The sequence below is a fragment of the Microbacterium sp. Z12_35 genome (assembly GCF_058310475.1).
This window is the reverse complement of the sequence record NZ_JBZEGJ010000001.1, coordinates 1729207-1750087: the sequence shown is the minus strand read 5'-3', so window position 1 is coordinate 1750087 and position 20881 is coordinate 1729207. Positions and strand designations below refer to the sequence as shown.

The following is a 20881-nucleotide window of genomic DNA, read 5'->3' as shown; positions in this document are numbered from 1 at the left end:
CACGCGGGGGGTCCCCTGGTGCTCAGGCGAACTCCGCCGTGCGGGCGGATCGGCGGAGGTCGCCGGGCTCGGCGGCGTCTTCGAGAACGAGACGTAGTTTCGCGATGAGATCGGATCGCGACGTCGCGCCCAGGCGCCGGCGAATGCGGGCGATGTGGTGCTCAGCCGTGCGAGGTGAGATGAAGATCGACTCGCCGATCTCTGCGTAGGTCTTCCCCTGAACGACCAATACCGCCACGTCGCGTTCGCGCGCGCTGAGAACCTCGATCGCCCGGGTGAGGGACCCCGTCGTCCCGCTCGCTTCGTCGTCGGGCGTCCGGTCGAGTTCTTCCCGCGGGTGAAGCTGCCGTGCGCATGCCAGCAGGCGTGCGATGACGCGGCGGTCTTCGGTCCGTCCGGCCCCGTGACCGGCAAGCCGGGCGCCGTCCCACGCGAGGCCGACGGCTGCAAGCCCCAGGGCGGCGTGTTCGATGTCGTCCACGTCGACCTGACCGGTCAGCACTTCGGTCCACACCTTGCCCGCCCGGGCCATCATCTTCGCCAGCCGATTGTGCGGTGCCGCGGCGAGGAGCGCCCGCGCGTGCGGCGCCAGATCACCGGGCTGGTTCAGAATGATGCTGCAGTGCAGCCCCGCCCAGTTCAGGTGACTCGACCACATGGGCGGCGACCCCAGGCGCTCGACGGCGGCATACGCCTCATCGAGGTTGGGGCGGATCCGATCCATGTCGCCCAACCGCGCCGCGCTGACGGCGAACTCGGTGAGCGGGAGGAGGGAATAGAGGTCGAAACGCGCGCGGAGGATGCTCTCGCGCGCGAGCCGCCAGGCCGGCGCCAGCGCCGAGGAGTCCGCGTATCGTCGGGTCAGAGCCATGGTGATCGCGTCGGCCAGGATCTGCTCGCGCGGTGCGAGTTTCCGCCCGATCTGAGCGTGCTGAAGAGCGATCTCGGCCTCGTGCGGCCGCTCGCGCTGGACGGCGATCCACGCCTGCCAGAGCAGAAGGCGGGAGCGCGCCCAGGTGCCGCCGTGGCGGGTCTGCACGGCCGCGTCGATCACGGTGTGGGCCACGTTGAGCTCTCCGAGGCTGAGCGCGGCGATGGCAGCGATCACGGCCGGCAGCTCGGGGGTGGGGGCATCGCACGCCGAGGCCGTGTACATCTCGGTGGCCCGCACAAGGTCGCTCAAACACGTGCGCGCCTGTGTACCGAGGCTCGCGCGGAGACCTCGCGCGAGGAGGTCCTGGGAGACGATCAGGGTCGACGGGACCGCCCGCGCGGGGCGTACGTCCGCGAGGCGGTCGAGTTCCTCGACGTCGCCCGCGCCGATCGCCGCGATCGTGGCATGGGCCACCGCATCGGGAGAGCCCAGCGCGGTGTGCGTGAGGACGGTGGACGCCATCCGCATGTCGCCTCGCGCCGCCCAGACGGCCGCCGCGATCGAGCCCGCCTCGGCGAAGGCCGCGTGCGGGGGTTCTATCGCCGCGGCGTCCAGCACCGTCCCGGCGGTGTCGATCGCCCCGGCGTTCCACGCCGCCCGTGCTCGCCGCACGGCGACGGTCCGCGGATCGGCGCCGGCCTCGCCGGCGGCCCGGAACAGCTCGTCGGCACGACGGGGGTCACGCGGAAGGGCCGCGTCGCCGTCGATCAGGAGCGCCGTGGCGACGCGCGGATGGTGCAGGCCGCCGAGAAGCTCACGCAGCGTGGGATCCGTCTCCGTCATGCCCGATTCCGCGTACAACCCGACCAACCGGTCGATGCAGATCGTGGCGCGCACGGTGTCACGGACCACCGGTGCCGGCTGTCCGTTGCGCAGCAGCAGCCCTTTCGCGTGACCGGCGTGCGACCACTGCGCTGCCTCCTCCGAGGGGAGACTCTGCGGCGTGAGGCACAGTGTCTCGATCGCCCGCCGGAGGTCATCCTCCAATCCGGCGATGCGGTGCGCGATGAGGTCGCGCAGTTCTTCCCGCACGCTGTGGTGCGCCGCATCCTCGTCGCAGTTGTCGCTGTGCACCGCGAGCGCCTCCGAGACGAGCCACGTGAGATGGCCGGTGAGGTCGAGGATGCTGTCGATACAGCGCGGTGTGATCCGGCATCCCTTCTCCGCGCATTCGTCCAGCACGTCGGCACGCGTCACATGGCCCAGCACGATCGCCGGATGCACCTTCTCCAGCTCCTCGGCGACCGCACGCAGCTCGTCGCCGGCGGGCCACGGGCGCATGGCGATGACGATGCCCGCGCCGGGGATGCGGAGCCGCTCGGCCACCGCGGCGAGGTCGTCCGGGTGAAGGAGATGAGCATCGTCGACGACGACGACCTCGGTGGCAGACGCGGACGCGATGGCGCTCGCCGATTGCGCCGGCACGACGGTACGCCCGTCCTGCGCGAACTGCGCGAGAAGCCGCCGGATCAGGCGCGTCTTCCCCGAACCCGCCGTCCCGACGAGCAGCACGCGCGGGGCGCGCTCATCGTGGACGAGCGCCTCCACGTGCATGCGCGCCGGGCGCGTCAGGATCATCGGAACGCCGTCGAACTCCTCGTGGAGCAGGGGAGAGATGGGCATGGTCGCCGTGGTCGCCATCGTCCGGACCCGTGCGGCTCAGGCAGCCGAGATCGGCGAGGGAGCGGGTGCGGGCTCCTCGGCGGGCGGGGTCGACTCGCCGCCACCGTTTCCGCCGCCGTCGTGATCGCCGCCGCCGCCGTGGCCGCCGCCACCACCGCCACCGTGGCCGCCGCCGTCGTGGCCGCCACCACCACCGCCGTGGCCGCCACCGCCTCCGGTGTCACCGCCACCGGTGCCTGCGTCGCCACCGGTGCCTGTGTCGCCCCCGGTGCCGGAGTCGCCTCCGCCGGTGTCGCCTCCACCGCCGGTGCCTGTGTCGCCTCCGGTGCCCGTGTCGCCTCCGGTGTCACCGCCGCCGGTGCCTGCGTCGCCTCCGGTGTCGTCGCCCGTGCCGCTCCCGGTGGTTGCCGGGTCCGCGGCGGGGGAGCCGGTGGACGGTCCCGCCGGCGTCCCGGTCGATGCGGGATTACCGGAGCCCGACGGTGTCGACGGCGATGCGGCCGTCGACTTCGGTGCGGTCGCCGTGCGTGGAGCCTCCGGCGCCGCAGTCCGCTTCGTGCCGGGGGTCGGGCCCGCCGGCTTCTTCGCGGGCGGGCGCTGGGAGGACTGGACGGACGGTGCGGACGGGGTCTGCACCTCGGCCACCGGCTCGACGATCGCCTCCGCGACGGGCGCTTCGACCGAGGCTGAGTCGTCGACGTCGTCCAGGGCGACGGGCGCTGTCGTCATCCCTGCCCGCTCGGACGCGGTGACGACGCCGGTGCCGAGCGCCGGTGCAGCCGCGACCCCCATGCCGGTGACGAGGATCGCCGCGCCCACGGTGATGTACGCGGAACTCGGCAGCCGCCGGAACCAGGCTCGACGCGGAGCGGCAGACGCCGGAGCCGGCGTCTCGAAGATCGCGAGCGCCGCATCCGCGTCATCCGCGTCGTCGCCGGCGTCCGCCGCGACGGCAGCTCGGGCGGCGTCAGCGGCGGCCCTCGCCGCGCCGAGCGCGATGATCGCCTTCGGGTCGGCGTCCAGGGCGATCGGACGGTCGAACCGCTCCGACAGCACCTGCGCGACGCGCGGGATGCGTGAGGTTCCGCCAGTGAGGAGGATCGCGTCGACATCCGCGAGGTCGACGTCCGCGGCATCCAGAGCATCCTGGAACGCCTCGACCGTGCGCTCGAGGTCGTCGGCGATCATGAGCTCGAACTCGTCGCGGCTCAGGCGCACGCTGCGCTGGTCGCCGCCGACGAGCACGGGCACCACGGCCTCCGAATCGAACGACAGCGACTCCTTCGCGTCGACGCACTCGCGGCGGAGCGCCGACAGGGCCATCCGCCCCGCGGCGGTTCCCGAGAGAGTCGTCGCGTCGACCTGTGCGGTCCGCACGACGTGGCGCACGACCGCGTCATCGAAGTCGGCACCCCCGAGGTCGGGGATCCCGGACGGTGCACCGACGATGCGAACCTCGCCGTGCGCGTCCTTCTTCAGCGCGACCGCGTCGAACGTCCCCCCGCCGAAGTCGTACACGGCGAGCACCCGTCCTGCGTCCAGCGGATTGGTCGACTCGTAGTGCCGTGCGGCAGCTTCGGGTTCGGAGATCACGACGACATCGCGCCATCCCTGGGCCGCCAGGGCCGCCCGGACGAGACCGCTGCGATAGTCGCCCCAGGCCGCCGGCACGGTGATCGCCAGCTGGGCCGGCGTATCTCCCTCGCGCTCCACGACGACCCGCGCGGCCCAGTCCACCGTGAGGGCGTACAGCTCCTCCGGCGCGAACGCGCGGTCGCCCGCGAGGATCGGCACGTCGTCGCCGATCCTGCGCTTGTACTCGCGGATCAGGCGGTCGGGCTGCGTATGACCGCGCCGTTCGGCGGCGTCGCCGAACAGCAGTTCGCCGTCGGCGGCGAAGGCCACGGTCGGTGCATTGTCACCGCTGCGCCCCAGAGGCACCGGTGTCGCCAGCAGACTGCCGTCTGGAGCAGACCTCGCGATAGCCGCCGAAGTGCGGCTCGTTCCGATGTCGATCGCCAGAAAGTACGCAGCATTCATATTGTTTTCCCCCGGACGAAGGTGCGCCGAAACACACCCGCTCGTCTCCACACCATCGGTATGGAATGCCTTGCGACATCCCCACTGATGTCCCAATTCGTCGGCCCGTGCCCCCTACGTGCCGACCTGTGATCGGGATTCTTACACACGCATCAACCGATAGGAAGAGAGGTCGGAACACGCCCGCCGTGCTCGTGCGCCCACGTCCGGAGTGCAGGGATTGGCACTCGCGTTGCATGAGTGCCAACTCTTTCCGTAGACTGGCGTTAGCACTCTCCATGGGTGGGTGCTAACGAGTCTTCCGTACCGAAGCGTCAAGAAAGAAGAGGTAGACCGTGTCGGTTTCCATCAAGCCGCTCGAGGACCGCATCGTCATCCAGCAGGTCGAGGCAGAGCAGACCACCTCCAGTGGTCTCGTCATCCCTGACACTGCCAAGGAGAAGCCCCAGGAGGGCGAGGTCGTGGCCGTCGGGCCGGGCCGCATCGACGACAACGGCAACCGCGTCCCGCTGGACGTCGCCGTCGGCGACCGCGTCATCTACAGCAAGTACGGCGGCACCGAGGTGAAGTTCGGGGCCGACGAGTACCTCGTGCTCTCGGCGCGCGACGTGCTCGCAGTCGTCGTCCGCTGACGCACACGTTCTGACGAAGGCCCCGGATGCTGCGGCATCCGGGGCCTTCTGCATCCCCGCGCGGTTCCCTCCGGCGCCTAGGGCGGCGCGCCTAGGGCGGGGCGCCCGTAGGCTTGATCGAGTGACCCGGACGACCGACCACCTCCCGTCCGCACCTCGCCGGTCCGAGGGCCGCGAAACGTTGCTCGGCGGGGGGTACGCCTTCGTGGCGTACCTCATGTGGGGGGTCCTGCCGTTGTACTTCGTCTCGCTGGCGCCGACCGGGCCGTGGGAACTCGTCGCATGGCGGATCGTGCTGTCGCTGGTGTTCTGCGTCGCCCTGCTCGCCGTCACGCGGGCGTGGCGCCCGCTCCTGGCAATCCTCCGCCAGCCGCGTCTGCTCGGCTGGACCGCCTTGGCGGGGGCGCTCATCTACGTCAACTGGCAGATCTACGTGCTCGCCACCCTCACCGGCCACGTCATCGAGACGAGCCTCGGGTACTTCATCAATCCGCTCGTGACCGTGATGCTCGGCGTTTTCCTCCTCCGCGAGCGCCTTCGCATCACGCAGTGGGTCGCGCTGGGGATCGCTGCCGTCGCGGTGATCGTGATCGTCGTCGGGTATGGCGCCTTCCCGTGGATCGCGCTCGGGCTCGCGTTCTCCTTCGGCCTGTACGGACTGGTGAAGAAGCGCATCGGCAGGGCCGTCGACGCCGTCAGCGGACTGACGCTCGAATCGGCCTGGCTCACTCCTGTCGCTCTCGTCCAGCTCGCCATCGTCGGCGCCACCTCGGGCCTCACGCTCTTCACGGCCGGCGCCGGACACGCCATCCTTCTGCTCCTCGCGGGCGTCGTGACGGCCACTCCGCTGCTGTTCTTCGCCGCCGGTGCCCGCCGCACGCCGCTGACGGTCATGGGGATGCTGCAGTTCGTGGCGCCCATCCTGCAGTTCTCGATCGGGGTGTGGGTGCTGGGCGAGCCGATGCCCCTGGAACGCTGGATCGGATTCGGGCTCGTCTGGGTGGCCCTGATCCTGCTCACCGCGGACTCGGTCCGAGGTGCACGGCGCGGGCGCGGGGCCACCGCGGATGTGGCGGAACTGGCCTGACGCGCGGCCCGAGGGCCGCAGCATCCGCGCCAGGTAACGATTGGGTCCCGTTACACATCGTTAACGAACGGCAATACTCGCGAGATGCCCCGCGCATTAGGTTTAGCTCACTGGTGGCGCCCGAGTTGGCCCGCCTTCATACACAGCAGCAAGGAGCAACATGAGCGTCTTCACACGTTCGCGCGCCGGTAAGGTCATCGGCGGCATCGCCGTGGTCGGTGCCAGCGCGCTCATTCTCGCCGGGTGCGCCGGCGGCGGCGGCGAAGCCGCCGAGAGCGGCGACTCGTCGTCCGAGGTCGGCGGCGAGCTCGACCTCAAGATCGGCACCGCGCTTCCTCAGACCGGAAACCTGGCCTTCCTCGGCCCGCCGGAAGAGGCCGGCGTCGGCTACGCCGCCTCACAGATCAACGAGATCTCCGATGAGACCGGCCTGTCCATCGAGGTGGCGTTCGGTGACTCCGGCGACACCGACAACAAAGCATACGAGACCGAGATCCCCCGCCTGCTGGGCGAGGACGTCTCCGCGATCATCGGTGCTGCCTCGTCCGGCACATCGCTTCAGTTCATCGACCAGGTCGTCGGCGCGGGCGTCATCCAGTTCTCGCCGGCCAACACGTCGGACGCCTTCACCACCTACGAGGACAACGGGCTGTACTTCCGCACCGCACCCTCCGACGTGCTGCAGGGCGAGGTGCTCGGTAACCTCATCGCCGAGGACGGCAACCAGACCCTCGGCCTGATCGTGCTGAACGACTCGTACGGTACCGGCCTGGCCAAGTACGTCTCGGAGGCCTTCGAGGCCGCCGGTGGTGAGGTCGTCGCGGAGACCACCTACAACACCGGTGACACCACGTTCGACACGCAGATCAGCGAGGTCCTCGCGGCCGACCCCGACGCGATCGCCCTGATCACGTTCGACGAGGTTGCCACGATCCTGCCGAGCCTGTTCGGTCAGTACCCCGCCGAAGACCTGTACTTCGTCGACGGTAACCTGAAGAACTTCGGTGACACGTTCCCGGCCGGCTCCCTCACGGACGCCAAGGGCACGCTGCCCGGTCTGTCGATCGACTCGATCGCCGACTTCACCTCCGAGCTCGACGCCTTCGTCGAGGCCGAGGGTGACCCGGCTCTGGAGGACTACAGCTACGCGGCCGAGTCCTACGACGCCACGGTCCTGCTCGCGCTCGCCTCGCTGGCAGCCGGTTCGACCGACCCCGCCGACATCGCCGAGAAGCTCGTCGAGGTCTCCGGTGGTTCCGGCGACGGTGAGACCTGCTCGACGTACGCGGACTGCGCCCAGATCATCCTGGACGGTGGCACCGCGGACTACGACGGCATCTCGGGTCCGATCACGTTCGACGAGGTCGGCGACCCGACCGAGGCGTCGATCGGCATCTACCAGTTCGGCGAAGACAACAACTACGCCGCATACGAGGGCTGATCACCGCATTCACGCGGAAGGCCCCGGTCGCAAGACCGGGGCCTTTCCCGTTCCCGGGGCGCGCCGCTCGGGGGGAGCGGTTCGCGAGTGCACGAGTTCTTCGCGAGTGCACGGGTTGTTTGCGTGATGAGGTCGTGCGCTCGGCAGCATCCCGTGCACTCGGGGCACCAGCACCCCGCCGCGCGGGCGCGGGGACGGCAGAGGGGGGATGCCGCGGGGCATCCCCCCTCGAAGAACCCGGGTTACCGGCCTCGAAGAGCCCGGGTTACTGGCCTCGAAGAGCCCGGGTTACTGGCCTCGAAGAATCCGGGTTACTGGCCCAGCGTGCCGAGGTACAACTCGGTGACCTTGGGGTCGTTCAGCAGCTCGCGCCCGGTGCCGGTGTAGGCGTCGCGACCCTGGTCGAGGACGTAGCCGCGGTCGCAGATCTGCAAGCACCGGCGAGCGTTCTGCTCGACCATGATGCACGTCACGCCGGCCTTGTTGATCTCCGAGACGCGGATGAACGCCTCATCCTGACGCACCGGCGACAAACCCGCTGACGGCTCGTCCAGCAGCAGCACCTTGGGGTCCATCATGAGCGCTCGGCTCATGGCGACCATCTGGCGCTCACCGCCGGAGAGCGACCCGGCGCGCTGCTTGAGGCGTTTGCCCAGTTCGGCGAAGATCCCGGTGACGAACTCGAGGCGCTCCTTGTAGATCTTGGGGTTCTGGTAGAGCCCCATCTGCAGGTTCTCTTCGATCGTGAGACTCGGGAAGACGTTGTTGGTCTGCGGGATGAAACCGACCCCGCGCCCGACCAGCTTGTTGGCCCTGAGTCCCGTGATCTCTTCACCTTCCAGGAGCACGCGGCCGCTGCGCACGTTCACCTGCCCGAAGATCGCCTTCAGCAGCGTCGACTTGCCGGCGCCGTTGGGCCCGATGATGCCGATGAGCTCACCCTGGTGGGCGGTGAGGGAGCAGCCGTTGAGGATGTTCACACCGGGCAGGTACCCGGCGTGGACGTCGTCGACGAAGACGACCGCGGTGTCGGTGGCAACGGCGCTCATGAGCGGTTCTCCTCGTCTTCGGCGACGCCCTGGTCTACGAGGAGGGCGGCGCTGGCGCTCTGGGATGCTGCGGCATCCGTCGTGGGATCGGCTGCGACCACGGGGATGCGCCCGGTGACGACGCCGAGGTCGAGCTCTTGGTGCGCGCCGAGGTACGCGTCGATGACGGCCGGGTTCTTCATGACCGAGGTCGGATCGCCCTCGGCGACGATACGGCCCTCGGCCATGACGATGACCCAGTCGGCGATGTGGCGGACCATGTGCATGTCGTGCTCGACGAACAGCACCGTCATCCCGAGATCCTTGAGGTCGAGGATGTGGTCCAGCAGTGACTGGGTCAGGGCCGGGTTCACGCCCGCCATCGGCTCGTCCAGCATCACGAGCGTGGGCTGGGTCATGAGCGACCGCGCCATCTCCAGGAGCTTTCGCTGACCGCCGGAGAGGGACGCGGCGAAGTCGTCGGCCTTCGTGTCCAGCTTGAACTTCTCCAGCAGGACCTCGGCGCGTTCTTCGATCTCCGCGTCCTGCCCGCGCCAGGCAGCGGGGATGAGGCTCGAGAAGAAGCGCTCGCCGCGCTGCCCCGTGGCGCCGAGCTTCATGTTCTCCATGACCGTGAGCAGGCCGAGGGCCTTCGTCAGCTGGAACGTGCGCACCAGCCCCAAGCGCGCGACTTTGTAGGCCGGAACGCCGGAGAGCGACTTGCCGTCGAACGTCCACGACCCCGTGTTGGGCTTGTCGAACCCGGTGAGGAGGTTGAACAGTGTCGTCTTGCCGGCGCCGTTCGGTCCGATCAAGGCGGTGATCGCGCCGCGGGGGACCTCGAGGTGCTCGACGTCGACGGCGTTCACGCCGCCGAACGAGCGGGTGATGTTGTCGGCCACGATGATCGGGTCGACCTTCTTCACACCCGGGGCCGCCTCACCCACGTGCAGGCCCGTGGCTTTCGGGCGGGGCGTGGGGGAGGTCGTCGCGGGGACGACCGACGCGTCCACACCCTCGGAATCGGCACCGCTCGGAATGCTGTTACCGGACAAAGGTCAGCTCCTTCTTGTTGCCGAGGATGCCCTGCGGCATGAAGATCACCAGCAGCATCAGCGCGATGCCGACCAGGATGAAGCGAAGCGTACCCGCCTGAATCTGTGACATGAAGGGGAGGACGCCGGCCTCCACGAGCGCGGGCAGCACGTTCGAGAGGAAGGTCTGCAGCGCCCAGAAGATGAGGGAACCCAGGAGCGGTCCGAACACCGTCGCGGCGCCGCCGAGGAGCAGAGCGGTCCACACGAAGAACGTCAGGGACGTGACGTACACGCCGGGGCTGACCGCGGAGGGCAGGGCGTACACGATCCCACCGGCCGCGGCGAGCATGCCGCCGAGCACGAGCGACTGCAGCTTGTACGAGAAGACGTTCTTCCCGAGCGAGCGCACAGCGTCCTCGTCTTCGCGGATGCCCTTCAGGACGCGCCCCCACGGGCTGCGCATCAGCATCCACACCACCAGCACCGCGATGCCGAGGGTGACCAGGCCCATGATGCGCACCCACCAGCCGTTCTCGTTATACGTCCACGGGCCGAGGCCGTAGGTGCCGTCGGGGAGTGGATTCGAGGCGCGGAAGCTCGCGTGGTAGCCGCTGAGCCCGTCGGCCGAACCCGTGAACTCGTCGAATGCGGTGGTGAGGAAGAGGAGGCGCACCACTTCGGCTGCGGCGATGGTCACGATGGCGAGGTAGTCGCCGCGCAGCCGCAGGGTCGGGATGCCCAGGATGAGGGCGAACACGGCGGCGGCGGCCAGTCCGACCAACGCCCCGGCCCACCAGGGGAGGCCGAAGGAGAGGATCGAGATCGCGTAGCCGTACGCGCCGATGGCCATGAAGCCGGCGATGCCCATGTTGATCAGGCCCGCGTAGCCGAAGTGCACGGCCAGTCCGAGGGCCGCCAGCGCGTAGCCGATCGTGGCCGGGCTCAGGATCGACGAAGCCGTGTTGGAGAGGATGGGAAGCCATTCCATTTGCGCGCCTAACCTATTCTCTCGCGGCGGCCGAGGATGCCCTGCGGTCGGAACAGCAGGATCACGATGAGGATGAACAGAGCAACGGCGTACTTGAGGTCGGACGGGATCCCGAAGAGGGTGGATACCTCGACGAGGAGCCCGACGATGATCGACCCGATGAGGGCGCCATAGGCGGTGCCGAGACCGCCGAGGGTGACCGCGGCGAACATGAGCAGGAGCACCTGCGCGCCCATGTCCCACTTGATGCCCGGGCGGTAGTAGGCGTAGAGGATGCCCGCGAGGGCGGCCATCGCGCCGGAGACGACCCAGATGATCCGGACCACGAAGTCGACATCGATACCGGATGCCGCCGCCAGCGACGGGTTGTCGGAGATCGCCCGGGTCGCCTTGCCCAGGCGCGACCGGGTCAGCCACAGCGCGAAGACCACGATCACGATGACGGAGATGCCGATCGAGACCAGGTCGATGACGCTGAGCTGAACGGAGCCGAACAGCGGGATCTTCGGTGCGGAGGAGAACGGAAGCTGGCTCGTGCCGCCGCCGATGAAGAACTGGTAGACGTACCGGAGCGTCAGCGACAGGCCGATGCTCACGATCATGAGTTGCACGACGCCGACCCGGCGCCGCCGGAGCGGGCGCCACAGCACCATGTCCATCACGAGCCCCAATGCCGCCCCCAGCAGCACGGCAAGGGGGAAGCCGAGCCACCAGGGCAACGCGAGGGTGGCGGGGCCGACGAGGAACAGCGCCGCCACCGCTCCGAAAGTGACCATCTCGCCGTGGGCGAAGTTGGAGATACCCGTCGTGCCGAAGACCAGGGAGAGTCCCACGGCCGCCAGCGCCAGCATCAGACCGAAGCTGAGGCCCTGCACGACCCGCTGGACCAGCTGATCGACGAAGCTGGTGACGTTGCGCTCACCTTCGCCGATGAAGAAGTTCACGGTGACGCGGCCGCCCGCACCCACCTCGACCTCTTTGACGTTGGGGGTGTCGTCCTCGGCCTCCACGACCGCGATGCCCTCCGGCAGGGTGTCCTCGTCGAGTTCGACGGTGTATTCCTCGCCGCGCTCGGGAACCCCGACGCGCCACTGACCCTCGGCATCCGTCTCGGCTTCCTGCTCACCGCCGGGGCCGTCGATCACGAGGACGACTCCCTCCAGCGGCTCGCCGTCGAGTTGGACGTTTCCGCTGATGCGGTACGGGTCGTCCTCGGCCGCGACGGCGGGTGCCGCCCCGGCGAAGACGCCCAGCAGCGTGAGCAGGAGCGTGAAGACAGCGGGAAGGGTTCTCGCGCGGCTTCGACGCGGCCCATTGGTCGTGGGACTCACAAATCCTCCAGTCGGCGGTGGCCGAGGTCGGGTGTCTCGCATCGGCGGTGACGCACGACGCTACGAGCGTAATGTGTCGGCAGTGTTTCACCCACTCGACGGGAGTGGTGCGTGATCGGATCGGAATACTTCGGACACCTGAGCCGTTCCTGTCCTTTGTCGGGTATTTCCCCGCCGCCCCGACCTAGAATCGAAAGAGCGCGGGCTTCCGCGCACCGGCCGTCGTCGTCCCTCGAGCAACGCGCCGCGCGCGCAGGAGAACCATGGAGAACCACGACCCCTTCGGCTTTGTCGGCCTGACGTACGACGATGTCCTGCTGCTGCCCGGACACACCGATGTCATCCCGAGCGAAGCCGACACGTCTTCGCGCGTGACGCGACGGATCACCGTGGCAACGCCGCTGTTGTCGGCGGCCATGGACACCGTCACGGAGGCGCGTCTGGCGATCGCCATCGCCCGCGAAGGGGGCCTGGGCATCCTGCACCGCAACGCCTCCATCCAGGAGCAGGCCGCGATGGTCGACCGCGTGAAGCGGAGCGAGTCCGGCATGATCACCGATCCGATCACCACCACCCCCGACGCCTCGATCGAAGAGGTCGACGGGCTGTGCGCGAAGTACCGCATCTCGGGTCTGCCGGTCATCGATGACGACGGTCGCCTGGTGGGCATCATCACCAACCGCGACATGCGGTTCGTCTCCGGATTCGAGCGCCAGACCACCAAGGTGCGCGACGTCATGACGAGCGACGGGCTCATCACGGGTCGAGTCGGCATCGGAGCGAACGAGGTCATCGCGCTGTTCGCGCAGCACCGCGTGGAGAAGCTGCCGCTTCTGGACGACGACGGCAAGCTCGCCGGCCTCATCACGATCAAAGACTTCGACAAGAGCGAGAAGTATCCGCTTGCCACGAAGGACGAGCACGGCCGGCTGCGGGTCGGTGCCGCGATCGGCTTCTTCGGGGATGCCTGGGAGAGGGCTGAAGCCCTCCGCGATGCGGGCGTGGACGTGCTCGTCGTCGACACGGCGAACGGACAGTCCGCGGGCGTCATCGACATGGTTCGCCGGCTGAAGACCGACCCGACCTTCGCGCACATCGACGTCATCGGGGGCAATGTGGCCACCCGCGAGGGCGCCCAGGCGCTCGTGGATGCCGGGGCGGATGCGGTCAAGGTCGGCGTCGGGCCGGGCTCGATCTGCACGACGCGCATCGTCGCGGGCGTGGGCGTCCCCCAGGTCACCGCGATCTGGGAGGCCTTCCAGGCGACGCGGGAGGCCGGCATCCCGGTCATCGCCGACGGCGGTCTGCAGTACTCCGGTGACATCGCCAAGGCGCTGGTCGCGGGAGCCGACACCGTCATGCTCGGGTCGCTCCTCGCCGGCACCGACGAATCGCCCGGCGAGATCGTCTTCCAGGGTGGCAAGCAGTTCAAGCAGTACCGCGGCATGGGATCGCTCGGTGCCCTGCAGACGCGTGGCAAGAAGACGTCCTACTCCAAGGACCGCTACTTCCAGGCCGACGTCCCCAGCGACGACAAGCTCATCCCGGAGGGTATCGAGGGTCAGGTCGCCTACCGCGGTCCGCTCTCCGCTGTCGCGTACCAGCTGGTCGGCGGTCTCCGGCAGTCGATGTTCTACGTCGGTGCCCGCACGATCGAGGAGCTGAAGGCCAAGGGCCGCTTCGTTCGGATCACCTCCGCGGGCCTGAAGGAGTCGCACCCGCACGACGTGCAGATCGTCGTCGAGGCCCCCAACTACAAGCGGTAACCGGTCGACGCGCCATCACGCGTCCGACCAGCCCCGACCGCCGGCGGAAGCCCCGGGTAGGCTGGACCGGTGACCATGGAGATCGACCTCGGCCGTGCCAAGCGTGCGCGCCGCGCCTATACGTTCGACGACATCGCAGTCGTGCCGTCCCGGCGCACCCGCAACCCCGAAGACGTCTCGACGGCGTGGACGATCGACGCCTTCCCGTTCCAGATCCCGGTCCTCGGCGCCCCGATGGACTCCGTCGTCAGCCCGCGTACGGCCATCATGCTCGGTCAGCTGGGCGGCCTGGGCGTGCTGGACCTCGAAGGGCTGTGGACGCGCTACGACGACCCCGAGCCGCTCCTGGATGAGATCGCGAGGCTGGATGATGCGGATGCCACGCGCCGCATGCAGGAGATGTACTCCCAGCCCATCCGGCCCGAACTCGTGCGCGATCGGCTCGCCGAGATCCGCGCCGCCGGGGTGACTGTGGCCGGTGCTCTGACGCCGCAGCGGACGCAGGAGCTGTACGAGACCGTGGTCGCCGCCGGTGTCGACCTGTTCGTCATCCGCGGCACCACGGTGTCGGCCGAGCACGTGTCGAGCGTCGCCGCGCCCCTGAACCTGAAGAAGTTCATCTACGACCTCGACGTGCCCGTCATCGTCGGTGGCGCCGGAACGTACACCGCCGCACTCCACCTCATGCGGACAGGCGCCGCCGGAGTGCTCGTCGGATTCGGCGGGGGCGCAGCATCCACGACCCGTGCCACCCTCGGCATCCATGCCCCCATGGCCACCGCCGTCGCCGACGTCGCCGGCGCCCGCCGCGATTACCTCGACGAGTCGGGCGGCCGTTACGTGCACGTCATCGCGGACGGCGGCGTGGGAACCTCCGGCGACATCGTCAAGGCGCTCGCGATGGGCGCGGATGCGGTGATGCTCGGCGTCGCGCTGGCCCGGGCCACCGACGCCCCCGGCCGGGGATTCCACTGGGGTCCGGAGGCCCACCACCCGCAGCTGCCGCGCGGACGCCGCGTGCGCGTCGATCAGACCGGCCCCCTCGAAGAAGTGCTGTACGGACCCGCACCGGTGTCCAACGGCACGGCGAACCTCATCGGAGCGCTCCGGAAGTCCCTGGCAACCACGGGGTACTCCGATCTCAAGGAGTTCCAGCGCGTCGAGGTCGTCGTTGCCCCCTACGGCAGCTGATGCAGCCCTCCCTCCCTCGCCGGGGCGGGCGATGAGCGACGCCCCCGACACACTGCCCGAGGTCTTCCCGCCTACCCTGCGGGAGGTGCTCCTCCGACCGCAGTGGCTCGCGATGCTGGCGCTCTGCCTGGTCGTGGCCGGGGTCTTCGCGTGGCTCGGCCAGTGGCAGCTCGGCCGCGCGATCGATACGTCGCCGCCCCCTCCGGGCATGACGGAAGAGCTCCGGCCGCTCGCCGACGTCGCGCAGCCGGGGGAGTACCTGCCCGAGCCGCTCGTCGGCCAGCAGGTCGAGACCGTCGGACGCTGGATCCCGGATGACTTCCTGGTGGTCTCGGCGCGGGTGAACGACGGCGTGGAGGGATTCTGGGTCACCGGACAGTTGCGCCTCGCCGACACGGACGTCCCCACCTCCCTGGCCGTGGCCGTGGGGTGGGCACCGGACCGCGCGTCGGCCGAATCCGCCGCATCCGCCCTGTCGGAGGAGGCGAGGGAGAATCCGGATGCGCTGGTGGAAGTGACCGGCCGTCTCATCTCGGACGAGGGGCCGGCGCTTCCTCCCGCCTCAGATCCGCAGGAGATCACCCGCATGTCGCCGCCCGCGCTGCTCTCGCGGTGGCACGACATCGAAGGCATCGACGTGTATCGCCCGTACCTGGTCTCCTTCGAGGCGCTCGGCGGGCTCGAGGAGATCTCGTCACCGGCCCCCGAAGAGGGGAGCAACGTCAACTGGCTGAACATCTTCTACGCCGTGGAGTGGGCCGTGTTCGCCGGCTTCGCCTTCTACCTCTGGTACCGGCTCGCGCGCGACGCGTGGGAGAGAGAACTCGAAGACCTCGAGGACGCTGCAGCGGAGGCCGCGAGCACTCCGGGGGACGGCGGCTCAGGGGCGCGCGGGTAGACTGGAGACATGCCTGCTGCCCCGAAGCTCGCCTCTTTTCCGGCGATCCGTGGAGCGCTGAAGTTCTACCAGGTCGCCTCGATCATCACCGGTGTCGGCCTGCTCCTTCTGCTGACGGAGATGATCTTCAAGTACACGCCCCTGCACCTCGAGCTGTTCGCGGGCGGGAGCGGTGGGGCGCTGTGGTTCGCGACGGTGATCGCCGGCCCCGGATGCGAGTGGTGGTCGCTGCTCCTCCCCGGGACCAACAGCTGCGAGATGATCTCCACCGGCGACGGCTTCAACATTTCGCTCTTCATCCTCGTCGCCCACGGCTGGTTCTACGTCGTGTACTTGTTCGCCTGCTTCCGCCTGTGGAGTCTCATGCGCTGGCGTCTGCCGCGCTTCCTGCTCCTCGCCCTCGGCGGCGTGGTGCCGCTGTCGTCCTTCTTCCTCGAGGCGGCCACCGCCCGGCAGGTGCGCACGTACCTCGCCGAGCGCGAAGCCGCTGAGGCACCCGCATTGGTCCCCGCTCCGGAAGGCATCCGTTGACCGAACAGCCCGACAGCGCAGCATCCGTTGCCGACGCCAGCGCCACCGACAGCGCCACCGGCACCGAGCAGCGCCCCGTCCTCGTCGTCGACTTCGGCGCGCAGTACGCCCAGCTGATCGCCCGCCGCGTCCGTGAGGCGGGGGTCTACAGCGAGATCGTGCCGCACACCGCGACGGCTGCGGAGATCGCCGCGAAGAGCCCCGTGGGCATCATCCTCTCCGGCGGCCCGTCGTCGGTGTACGAGGAGGGCGCCCCGTCGGTGGACGCGGGCGTCTTCGACCTCGGCGTGCCCACCCTCGGCATCTGCTACGGGTTCCAGGTCATGGCGCAGGCGCTCGGAGGTGAGGTCGCCCACACGGGGCTCCGCGAATACGGTGCGACCGACGCGACGATCGTGACCGAGGGGACGCTCCTGCAGGGCCAGCCCCCGGCGCAGAACGTCTGGATGAGCCACGGCGACCAGGTGTCGCGGGCTCCCGACGGATTCGAGGTGCTCGCTCGTACGGCGGCGACGCCCGTTGCCGCGTTCGGCAACGACGCACGGCGCATGTATGGGGTCCAGTGGCACCCCGAGGTCAAGCACACCGACCACGGCCAGGCCGTGCTGGAGAACTTCCTGCACCGCGCGGCAGGTCTTGCCGCCGACTGGAACAGCGGCAACGTCATCGCCGAGCAGGTGGAGAAGATCCGCGCGCAGGTGGGCGATGCCCGGGTGATCTGCGGCCTGTCGGGTGGGGTCGATTCCGCCGTCGCGGCCGCTCTCGTGCACAAGGCCGTCGGCGACCAGCTCGTCTGCGTGTTCGTGGACCATGGCCTCCTCCGCAAGGGCGAACGCGAGCAGGTCGAGAACGACTACGTCGCGTCCACGGGCGTGCGCCTGGTCACCGTCGACGCGCGGCAGCAGTTCCTCGACGCGCTCGCCGGGGTGAGCGACCCCGAGCAGAAGCGCAAGATCATCGGCCGCGAGTTCATCCGCGTCTTCGAAGCCGCCGAGGCCGAGCTCGTTGCCGAAGCCGCCGCCGACGGTGAGCCGATCCGGTTCCTCGTGCAGGGGACGCTGTACCCCGATGTGGTCGAGTCCGGCGGCGGCAGCGGAACGGCCAACATCAAGAGCCACCACAACGTCGGCGGCCTCCCGGAAGACCTCCAGTTCGAGCTCGTCGAGCCGCTGCGCACCCTCTTCAAAGACGAGGTGCGGGCGATCGGCCGCGAGCTGGGCCTGCCCGAGGTGATCGTCGGACGCCAGCCGTTTCCGGGCCCCGGCCTCGGCATCCGGATCGTCGGTGAGGTCACCGCTGACCGTCTCGAGATTCTGCGTGACGCCGACGCGATCGTCCGCGCCGAGCTGACCAAGGCGGGTCTGGACGCGGAGATCTGGCAGTGCCCCGTGGTGCTCCTCGCCGACGTGCGCTCCGTGGGGGTGCAGGGTGACGGACGCACATACGGTCACCCGATCGTGCTGCGCCCGGTCTCCAGTGAAGATGCGATGACCGCGGACTGGACGCGCCTGCCGTACGACGTTCTCTCCCGCATCTCGAACCGCATCACCAACGAGGTGCGCGAGGTCAACCGGGTCGTGCTCGATGTGACGTCGAAGCCGCCGGGGACCATCGAATGGGAGTGAGCTCCCATGTCCTCCCTCGGCTGTCTTGTGGGCGGCTCCGCGCTCCGTGACGTCCTGTCCCGACCAGGAGCGGGGGCCCCTACCCCGATTGGCCGGGACAGGACATCACTGCGCACTCCGTCGCTCGGTAGCCGGACCGAAACTGAACCCGGTGGGCAGTGGGGGACGGGATGACGGAGTTTCCGGACGCGTGGTACCTCGTGCTGTCGAGCCGGCTCATCCCTGATCTCGACGGCGGATACACGATCGCGACGCTCGCACGCGCTCGGCAGATGGCCGAAGCCGGCGTCGAGGGCGGCCGAGGTCCGCTGCTGCTCACGGTGGATCCGGGCGCCGTCGCCGACCACGCCGCGCACCGGGCGGAGTTCGCGCGGCGGGGCGCCGTCATCGCGGCCGACCGGATGCGGAACCTCTTCGACGAGGCGGCCGATCCGCGCGGCGGCGCGGCGGCGTGGCTCCAGGGCGCCGCGCATCCCGGAGAGGCCGATCCGGCGCTCGCCTACCGATCGATCGCGGATGCGGCGGGCCGGCCTGTCGTGGACCTGCCGGTGATCGCGGGTGACCCCGACTGGCACATCAGCACCGCTCCGGTCGTCGTGCGCGACCGCCACGGCGGAGCGGTAGGGATGATCGACGGGTTCGGTGCGCTCTATCGCGCGTGGCTGGCGTTCGTCGTGGCAGAGCTGCGGTCGATCGCGGACAAGCCGGTGGTCGTCGTGTGCGAGTCCCGGCAGCTCGGCGAGCTGCTCGCCGGATGGGACGACCCGGGCGTGCGCCTCGTCCACGCCATCCACACGATCCACCTCGAGCCGCCGTACACGCCGGACGCGGAGCTGAACCCCCTGTGGACCCGATGGTTCACGCTCGCTGAGCGTTTCGACGCCGTGTTGTGGCCCACCGCGACGCAGCGCATCGACGTGCAGGACCGGTTCGGAGTATCCGACGTGCACGTTCTCGCGCCGCACGGCGTCCCGGCGGCCGAAGCGGTCGTGCCGGTTGCCGACCGGGTGCCCGGGCGGGTGGTGATGCTCGGGCGGCTGGCGCCCGGCAAGCGCATCGATGCAGCGATTCGCACGTTCGCACGGGTCGTCGCGGCGGTGCCGCACGCGCGGCTCGACATCTACGGCGAGGGCTCGGAGCAGGCGCGACTGCAGGGTCTCATCGATGAGCGGGGGCTTTCCGCAATCGTCGCGCTACGCGGAGCCACCGGCGATCCCGGCCGGGTGCTGGACGAGGCGGCGGTGTATCTGCAGACTTCCGCGTTCGAGGGACAGGGTCTCGCGCTGGCCGAGGCGCTCGTCCACGGGTGCCCGGCCGTTGTCTTCGACGTCCGCTACGGCCCGCGTGATCAGCTCTCCTCCGGCGGCGGGATTCTGGTGCCCGACGGCGACGAGGAGAGCCTCGCAGCGGCGGTGGTGGACGTGCTCACCGACACCGCCCTGCGGGAGCGTCTCGCGGTCGAAGCGGTCGCCGCATCCCGGGCGCTGGACCCCGATCGCGCCATGTCGGCGCTCGCATCCGCGGTGACGGACGTGCTTGCCCGGCCCTCCCGGCGCGTCTGACCCGCGACGGCGTCTCCGGCCGGCCGGCCACCACGGCGCGGCGCGCGCGGCGACGTCTCCGGCTGGCGCCAGGCGCGCGTGATGACGTCGCCGCCCGGCGCCCGGCGCGCGTGACTCCGCGTATCGCGGGTCGTGCGGCCACCGCGGTACGGGGCCAACTCCCCGCCGGCCGCTCTCGCGCTCCGGCATCCCGCCCGCTCTCGCGCTCCGGCATCCCGCCCGCGTTCCCGGGGCCGGGGCGGTGGGCATCCTCCGCGCCTAACTCAGGCTGAGTGTGAACGCGTCTGGCCGCGCGCCGCGGAAATCCGCGGGTGTGCGGAACCGACCGCCGCATCCATCCTGAGTTGGGGCGGAGCGGGGCCGCCGCCGCACTCCGCGCCTGGGGTCTCAGGCCGCCACCGCCCGCACGGCCGCCGCCGCCTCCGCCGGCGATCCGCGGAACGGGGCGCCGTGCCCGGGGAGGACCCAGGATGCCTCGAGCGGGGCCAGGCGGTCGAGCGACGCCAGGGCCTCGGCCGGCTCGTCGGTGAAGGGTGCCGGCTGCATCCCGAGCCGGCCCGTGAGCACGTTGCGTGAGGTGAGCGCATCGCCGACGAACACCGCATCCGCGACGGGGGAGTACACCGCGATGCTGCCCGGGGAGTGACCGGGCATGCCGATGATCTGCGGGGCGCCCGGGAGATCCAGCACGTCACCGTCGTGCACCTCGACGACCTCGGTCAGATAGTGCGTCCGCATCCCGCCCTTGCGCAGGCTGTACGCGAAGAAGCCGAGGGTCGGCGCCAGCCGCAGCGCACCCATGGGCGTCTTCGGCTTCTTCCCGGTGCGTGCGCGGACGGCATCGGCCGTGTGGACGAACACCGGCACGCCGTGGTCGCGTCGCAGGCGCTCGGCGAAACCGATGTGGTCGCTGTCGCCGTGCGTGAGGATGACGCCCTTGATGTCGTCGATCGAGCGGCCGAGGGAGCGCAGTTCGGCTTGCAGATCGCGCCAGTGGCCGGGGAGTGCCGTGTCGACCACGGTGATGCCGTCGGGGGTGTCAATGAGATGGGCCGCCACGATGTCGTTCCCGAGGCGGGAGAGGTGGGGTGCGAGTCGCATGAGAGGACAATCCTGTCTGTGGTTAGTATGGCTATGGTACATAGCTATGATAGCTTATGTCAATAG

At 69.7% G+C, this 20881-nt stretch carries 16 protein-coding genes; 9 read left to right on the top strand and 7 right to left on the bottom strand.

The annotated features are described in order from the left end of the window. Window positions 1-22 precede the first annotated feature (22 nt). Both AC4FS1_RS08545 and AC4FS1_RS08540 read right to left on the bottom strand, forming a co-directional pair. The gene (locus tag AC4FS1_RS08545; protein ID WP_491154165.1) at window positions 23-2575 is read right to left on the bottom strand and encodes a LuxR C-terminal-related transcriptional regulator; all 2553 of its coding nucleotides are present in this window, start codon (window positions 2573-2575) and stop codon (window positions 23-25) included. Between the two features lie 18 nt (window positions 2576-2593). Beyond that, window positions 2594-4597: an Hsp70 family protein gene (locus tag AC4FS1_RS08540; protein ID WP_491154163.1), complete on the bottom strand. Its 2004-nt coding sequence runs from the start codon at window positions 4595-4597 to the stop codon at window positions 2594-2596. Window positions 4598-4932: 335 nt separating this feature from the next. Here AC4FS1_RS08540 and groES point away from each other — a divergent pair, with 335 nt between their 5' ends. From groES to AC4FS1_RS08525, 3 genes are all read left to right on the top strand, one after another. Beyond that, window positions 4933-5229 carry a co-chaperone GroES gene (gene groES, locus AC4FS1_RS08535; protein ID WP_135063578.1) on the top strand — a complete coding sequence of 99 codons (297 nt, stop codon included), beginning with the start codon at window positions 4933-4935 and terminating at the stop codon, window positions 5227-5229. 121 nt (window positions 5230-5350) lie between these two features. Beyond that, the gene (gene rarD, locus AC4FS1_RS08530) at window positions 5351-6316 is read left to right on the top strand and encodes an EamA family transporter RarD (protein ID WP_491154161.1); all 966 of its coding nucleotides are present in this window, start codon (window positions 5351-5353) and stop codon (window positions 6314-6316) included. A 160-nt stretch (window positions 6317-6476) separates the two neighbouring features. Continuing rightward, window positions 6477-7757, top strand: a complete 1281-nt coding sequence (locus AC4FS1_RS08525; RefSeq protein WP_491154159.1) for an ABC transporter substrate-binding protein — start codon at window positions 6477-6479, stop codon at window positions 7755-7757. Window positions 7758-8068: 311 nt separating this feature from the next. On the opposite strand, the gene AC4FS1_RS08520 is transcribed toward AC4FS1_RS08525, so the two are convergent. From AC4FS1_RS08520 to AC4FS1_RS08505, 4 genes are all read right to left on the bottom strand, one after another. Then, window positions 8069-8806, bottom strand: a complete 738-nt coding sequence (locus tag AC4FS1_RS08520) for an ABC transporter ATP-binding protein (protein ID WP_491154157.1) — start codon at window positions 8804-8806, stop codon at window positions 8069-8071. Next, window positions 8803-9738, bottom strand: coding sequence for an ABC transporter ATP-binding protein (locus AC4FS1_RS08515; protein ID WP_491155685.1), 936 nt, complete (start codon window positions 9736-9738; stop codon window positions 8803-8805). The genes AC4FS1_RS08520 and AC4FS1_RS08515 overlap by 4 nt, the downstream gene beginning before the upstream one ends. 91 nt (window positions 9739-9829) lie before the next feature. Next, window positions 9830-10810 carry a branched-chain amino acid ABC transporter permease gene (locus tag AC4FS1_RS08510; RefSeq protein ID WP_491154155.1) on the bottom strand — a complete coding sequence of 327 codons (981 nt, stop codon included), beginning with the start codon at window positions 10808-10810 and terminating at the stop codon, window positions 9830-9832. Window positions 10811-10818: 8 nt separating this feature from the next. Next, window positions 10819-12141, bottom strand: coding sequence for a branched-chain amino acid ABC transporter permease (locus AC4FS1_RS08505; RefSeq protein ID WP_491154154.1), 1323 nt, complete (start codon window positions 12139-12141; stop codon window positions 10819-10821). A gap of 263 nt (window positions 12142-12404) precedes the next feature. Between AC4FS1_RS08505 and guaB the strand changes: the two genes are divergently transcribed. From guaB to AC4FS1_RS08475, 6 genes are all read left to right on the top strand, one after another. After that, window positions 12405-13907, top strand: a complete 1503-nt coding sequence (guaB, locus tag AC4FS1_RS08500; RefSeq protein WP_491154152.1) for an IMP dehydrogenase — start codon at window positions 12405-12407, stop codon at window positions 13905-13907. Between the two features lie 75 nt (window positions 13908-13982). Continuing rightward, window positions 13983-15098 (top strand): GuaB3 family IMP dehydrogenase-related protein, encoded by a 1116-nt coding sequence (locus AC4FS1_RS08495; RefSeq protein WP_491155684.1) that lies wholly within the window; start codon window positions 13983-13985, stop codon window positions 15096-15098. Between the two features lie 31 nt (window positions 15099-15129). Further along, window positions 15130-15996 (top strand): SURF1 family protein, encoded by an 867-nt coding sequence (locus tag AC4FS1_RS08490; RefSeq protein WP_491154151.1) that lies wholly within the window; start codon window positions 15130-15132, stop codon window positions 15994-15996. 9 nt (window positions 15997-16005) lie between these two features. Then, on the top strand, window positions 16006-16527 hold the full coding sequence (locus AC4FS1_RS08485; protein ID WP_491154149.1) for a DUF3817 domain-containing protein: 522 nt from the start codon (window positions 16006-16008) through the stop codon (window positions 16525-16527). After that, window positions 16524-18152 carry a glutamine-hydrolyzing GMP synthase gene (gene guaA / locus AC4FS1_RS08480; RefSeq protein WP_491154147.1) on the top strand — a complete coding sequence of 543 codons (1629 nt, stop codon included), beginning with the start codon at window positions 16524-16526 and terminating at the stop codon, window positions 18150-18152. The genes AC4FS1_RS08485 and guaA overlap by 4 nt, the downstream gene beginning before the upstream one ends. A 170-nt stretch (window positions 18153-18322) precedes the next feature. Then, complete coding sequence (locus AC4FS1_RS08475; protein ID WP_491154145.1) at window positions 18323-19714, top strand: glycosyltransferase; 1392 nt, start codon at window positions 18323-18325, stop codon at window positions 19712-19714. 387 nt (window positions 19715-20101) lie between these two features. Here the strand turns inward: AC4FS1_RS08475 and AC4FS1_RS08470 are convergent, their stop codons facing one another. Beyond that, entirely contained in the window at window positions 20102-20815 is a 714-nt protein-coding gene (locus AC4FS1_RS08470; protein WP_491154143.1) for an MBL fold metallo-hydrolase, read from the bottom strand. Window positions 20816-20881: the final 66 nt, after the last annotated feature.

What these genes read in the sequence shown, in the direction of transcription:
- AC4FS1_RS08545 (WP_491154165.1), bottom strand. Translation starts at nt 2,575, where the DNA reads ATGGCGACCACGGCGACCATGCCCATCTCTCCCCTGCTCCACGAGGAG.
- AC4FS1_RS08540 (WP_491154163.1), bottom strand. Translation starts at nt 4,597, where the DNA reads ATGAATGCTGCGTACTTTCTGGCGATCGACATCGGAACGAGCCGCACT.
- AC4FS1_RS08525 (WP_491154159.1), top strand. Translation starts at nt 6,477, where the DNA reads ATGAGCGTCTTCACACGTTCGCGCGCCGGTAAGGTCATCGGCGGCATC.
- AC4FS1_RS08520 (WP_491154157.1), bottom strand. Translation starts at nt 8,806, where the DNA reads ATGAGCGCCGTTGCCACCGACACCGCGGTCGTCTTCGTCGACGACGTC.
- AC4FS1_RS08510 (WP_491154155.1), bottom strand. Translation starts at nt 10,810, where the DNA reads ATGGAATGGCTTCCCATCCTCTCCAACACGGCTTCGTCGATCCTGAGC.
- guaB (WP_491154152.1), top strand. Translation starts at nt 12,405, where the DNA reads ATGGAGAACCACGACCCCTTCGGCTTTGTCGGCCTGACGTACGACGAT.
- AC4FS1_RS08495 (WP_491155684.1), top strand. Translation starts at nt 13,983, where the DNA reads ATGGAGATCGACCTCGGCCGTGCCAAGCGTGCGCGCCGCGCCTATACG.
- AC4FS1_RS08490 (WP_491154151.1), top strand. Translation starts at nt 15,130, where the DNA reads ATGAGCGACGCCCCCGACACACTGCCCGAGGTCTTCCCGCCTACCCTG.
- AC4FS1_RS08485 (WP_491154149.1), top strand. Translation starts at nt 16,006, where the DNA reads ATGCCTGCTGCCCCGAAGCTCGCCTCTTTTCCGGCGATCCGTGGAGCG.
- AC4FS1_RS08475 (WP_491154145.1), top strand. Translation starts at nt 18,323, where the DNA reads ATGACGGAGTTTCCGGACGCGTGGTACCTCGTGCTGTCGAGCCGGCTC.
- AC4FS1_RS08470 (WP_491154143.1), bottom strand. Translation starts at nt 20,815, where the DNA reads ATGCGACTCGCACCCCACCTCTCCCGCCTCGGGAACGACATCGTGGCG.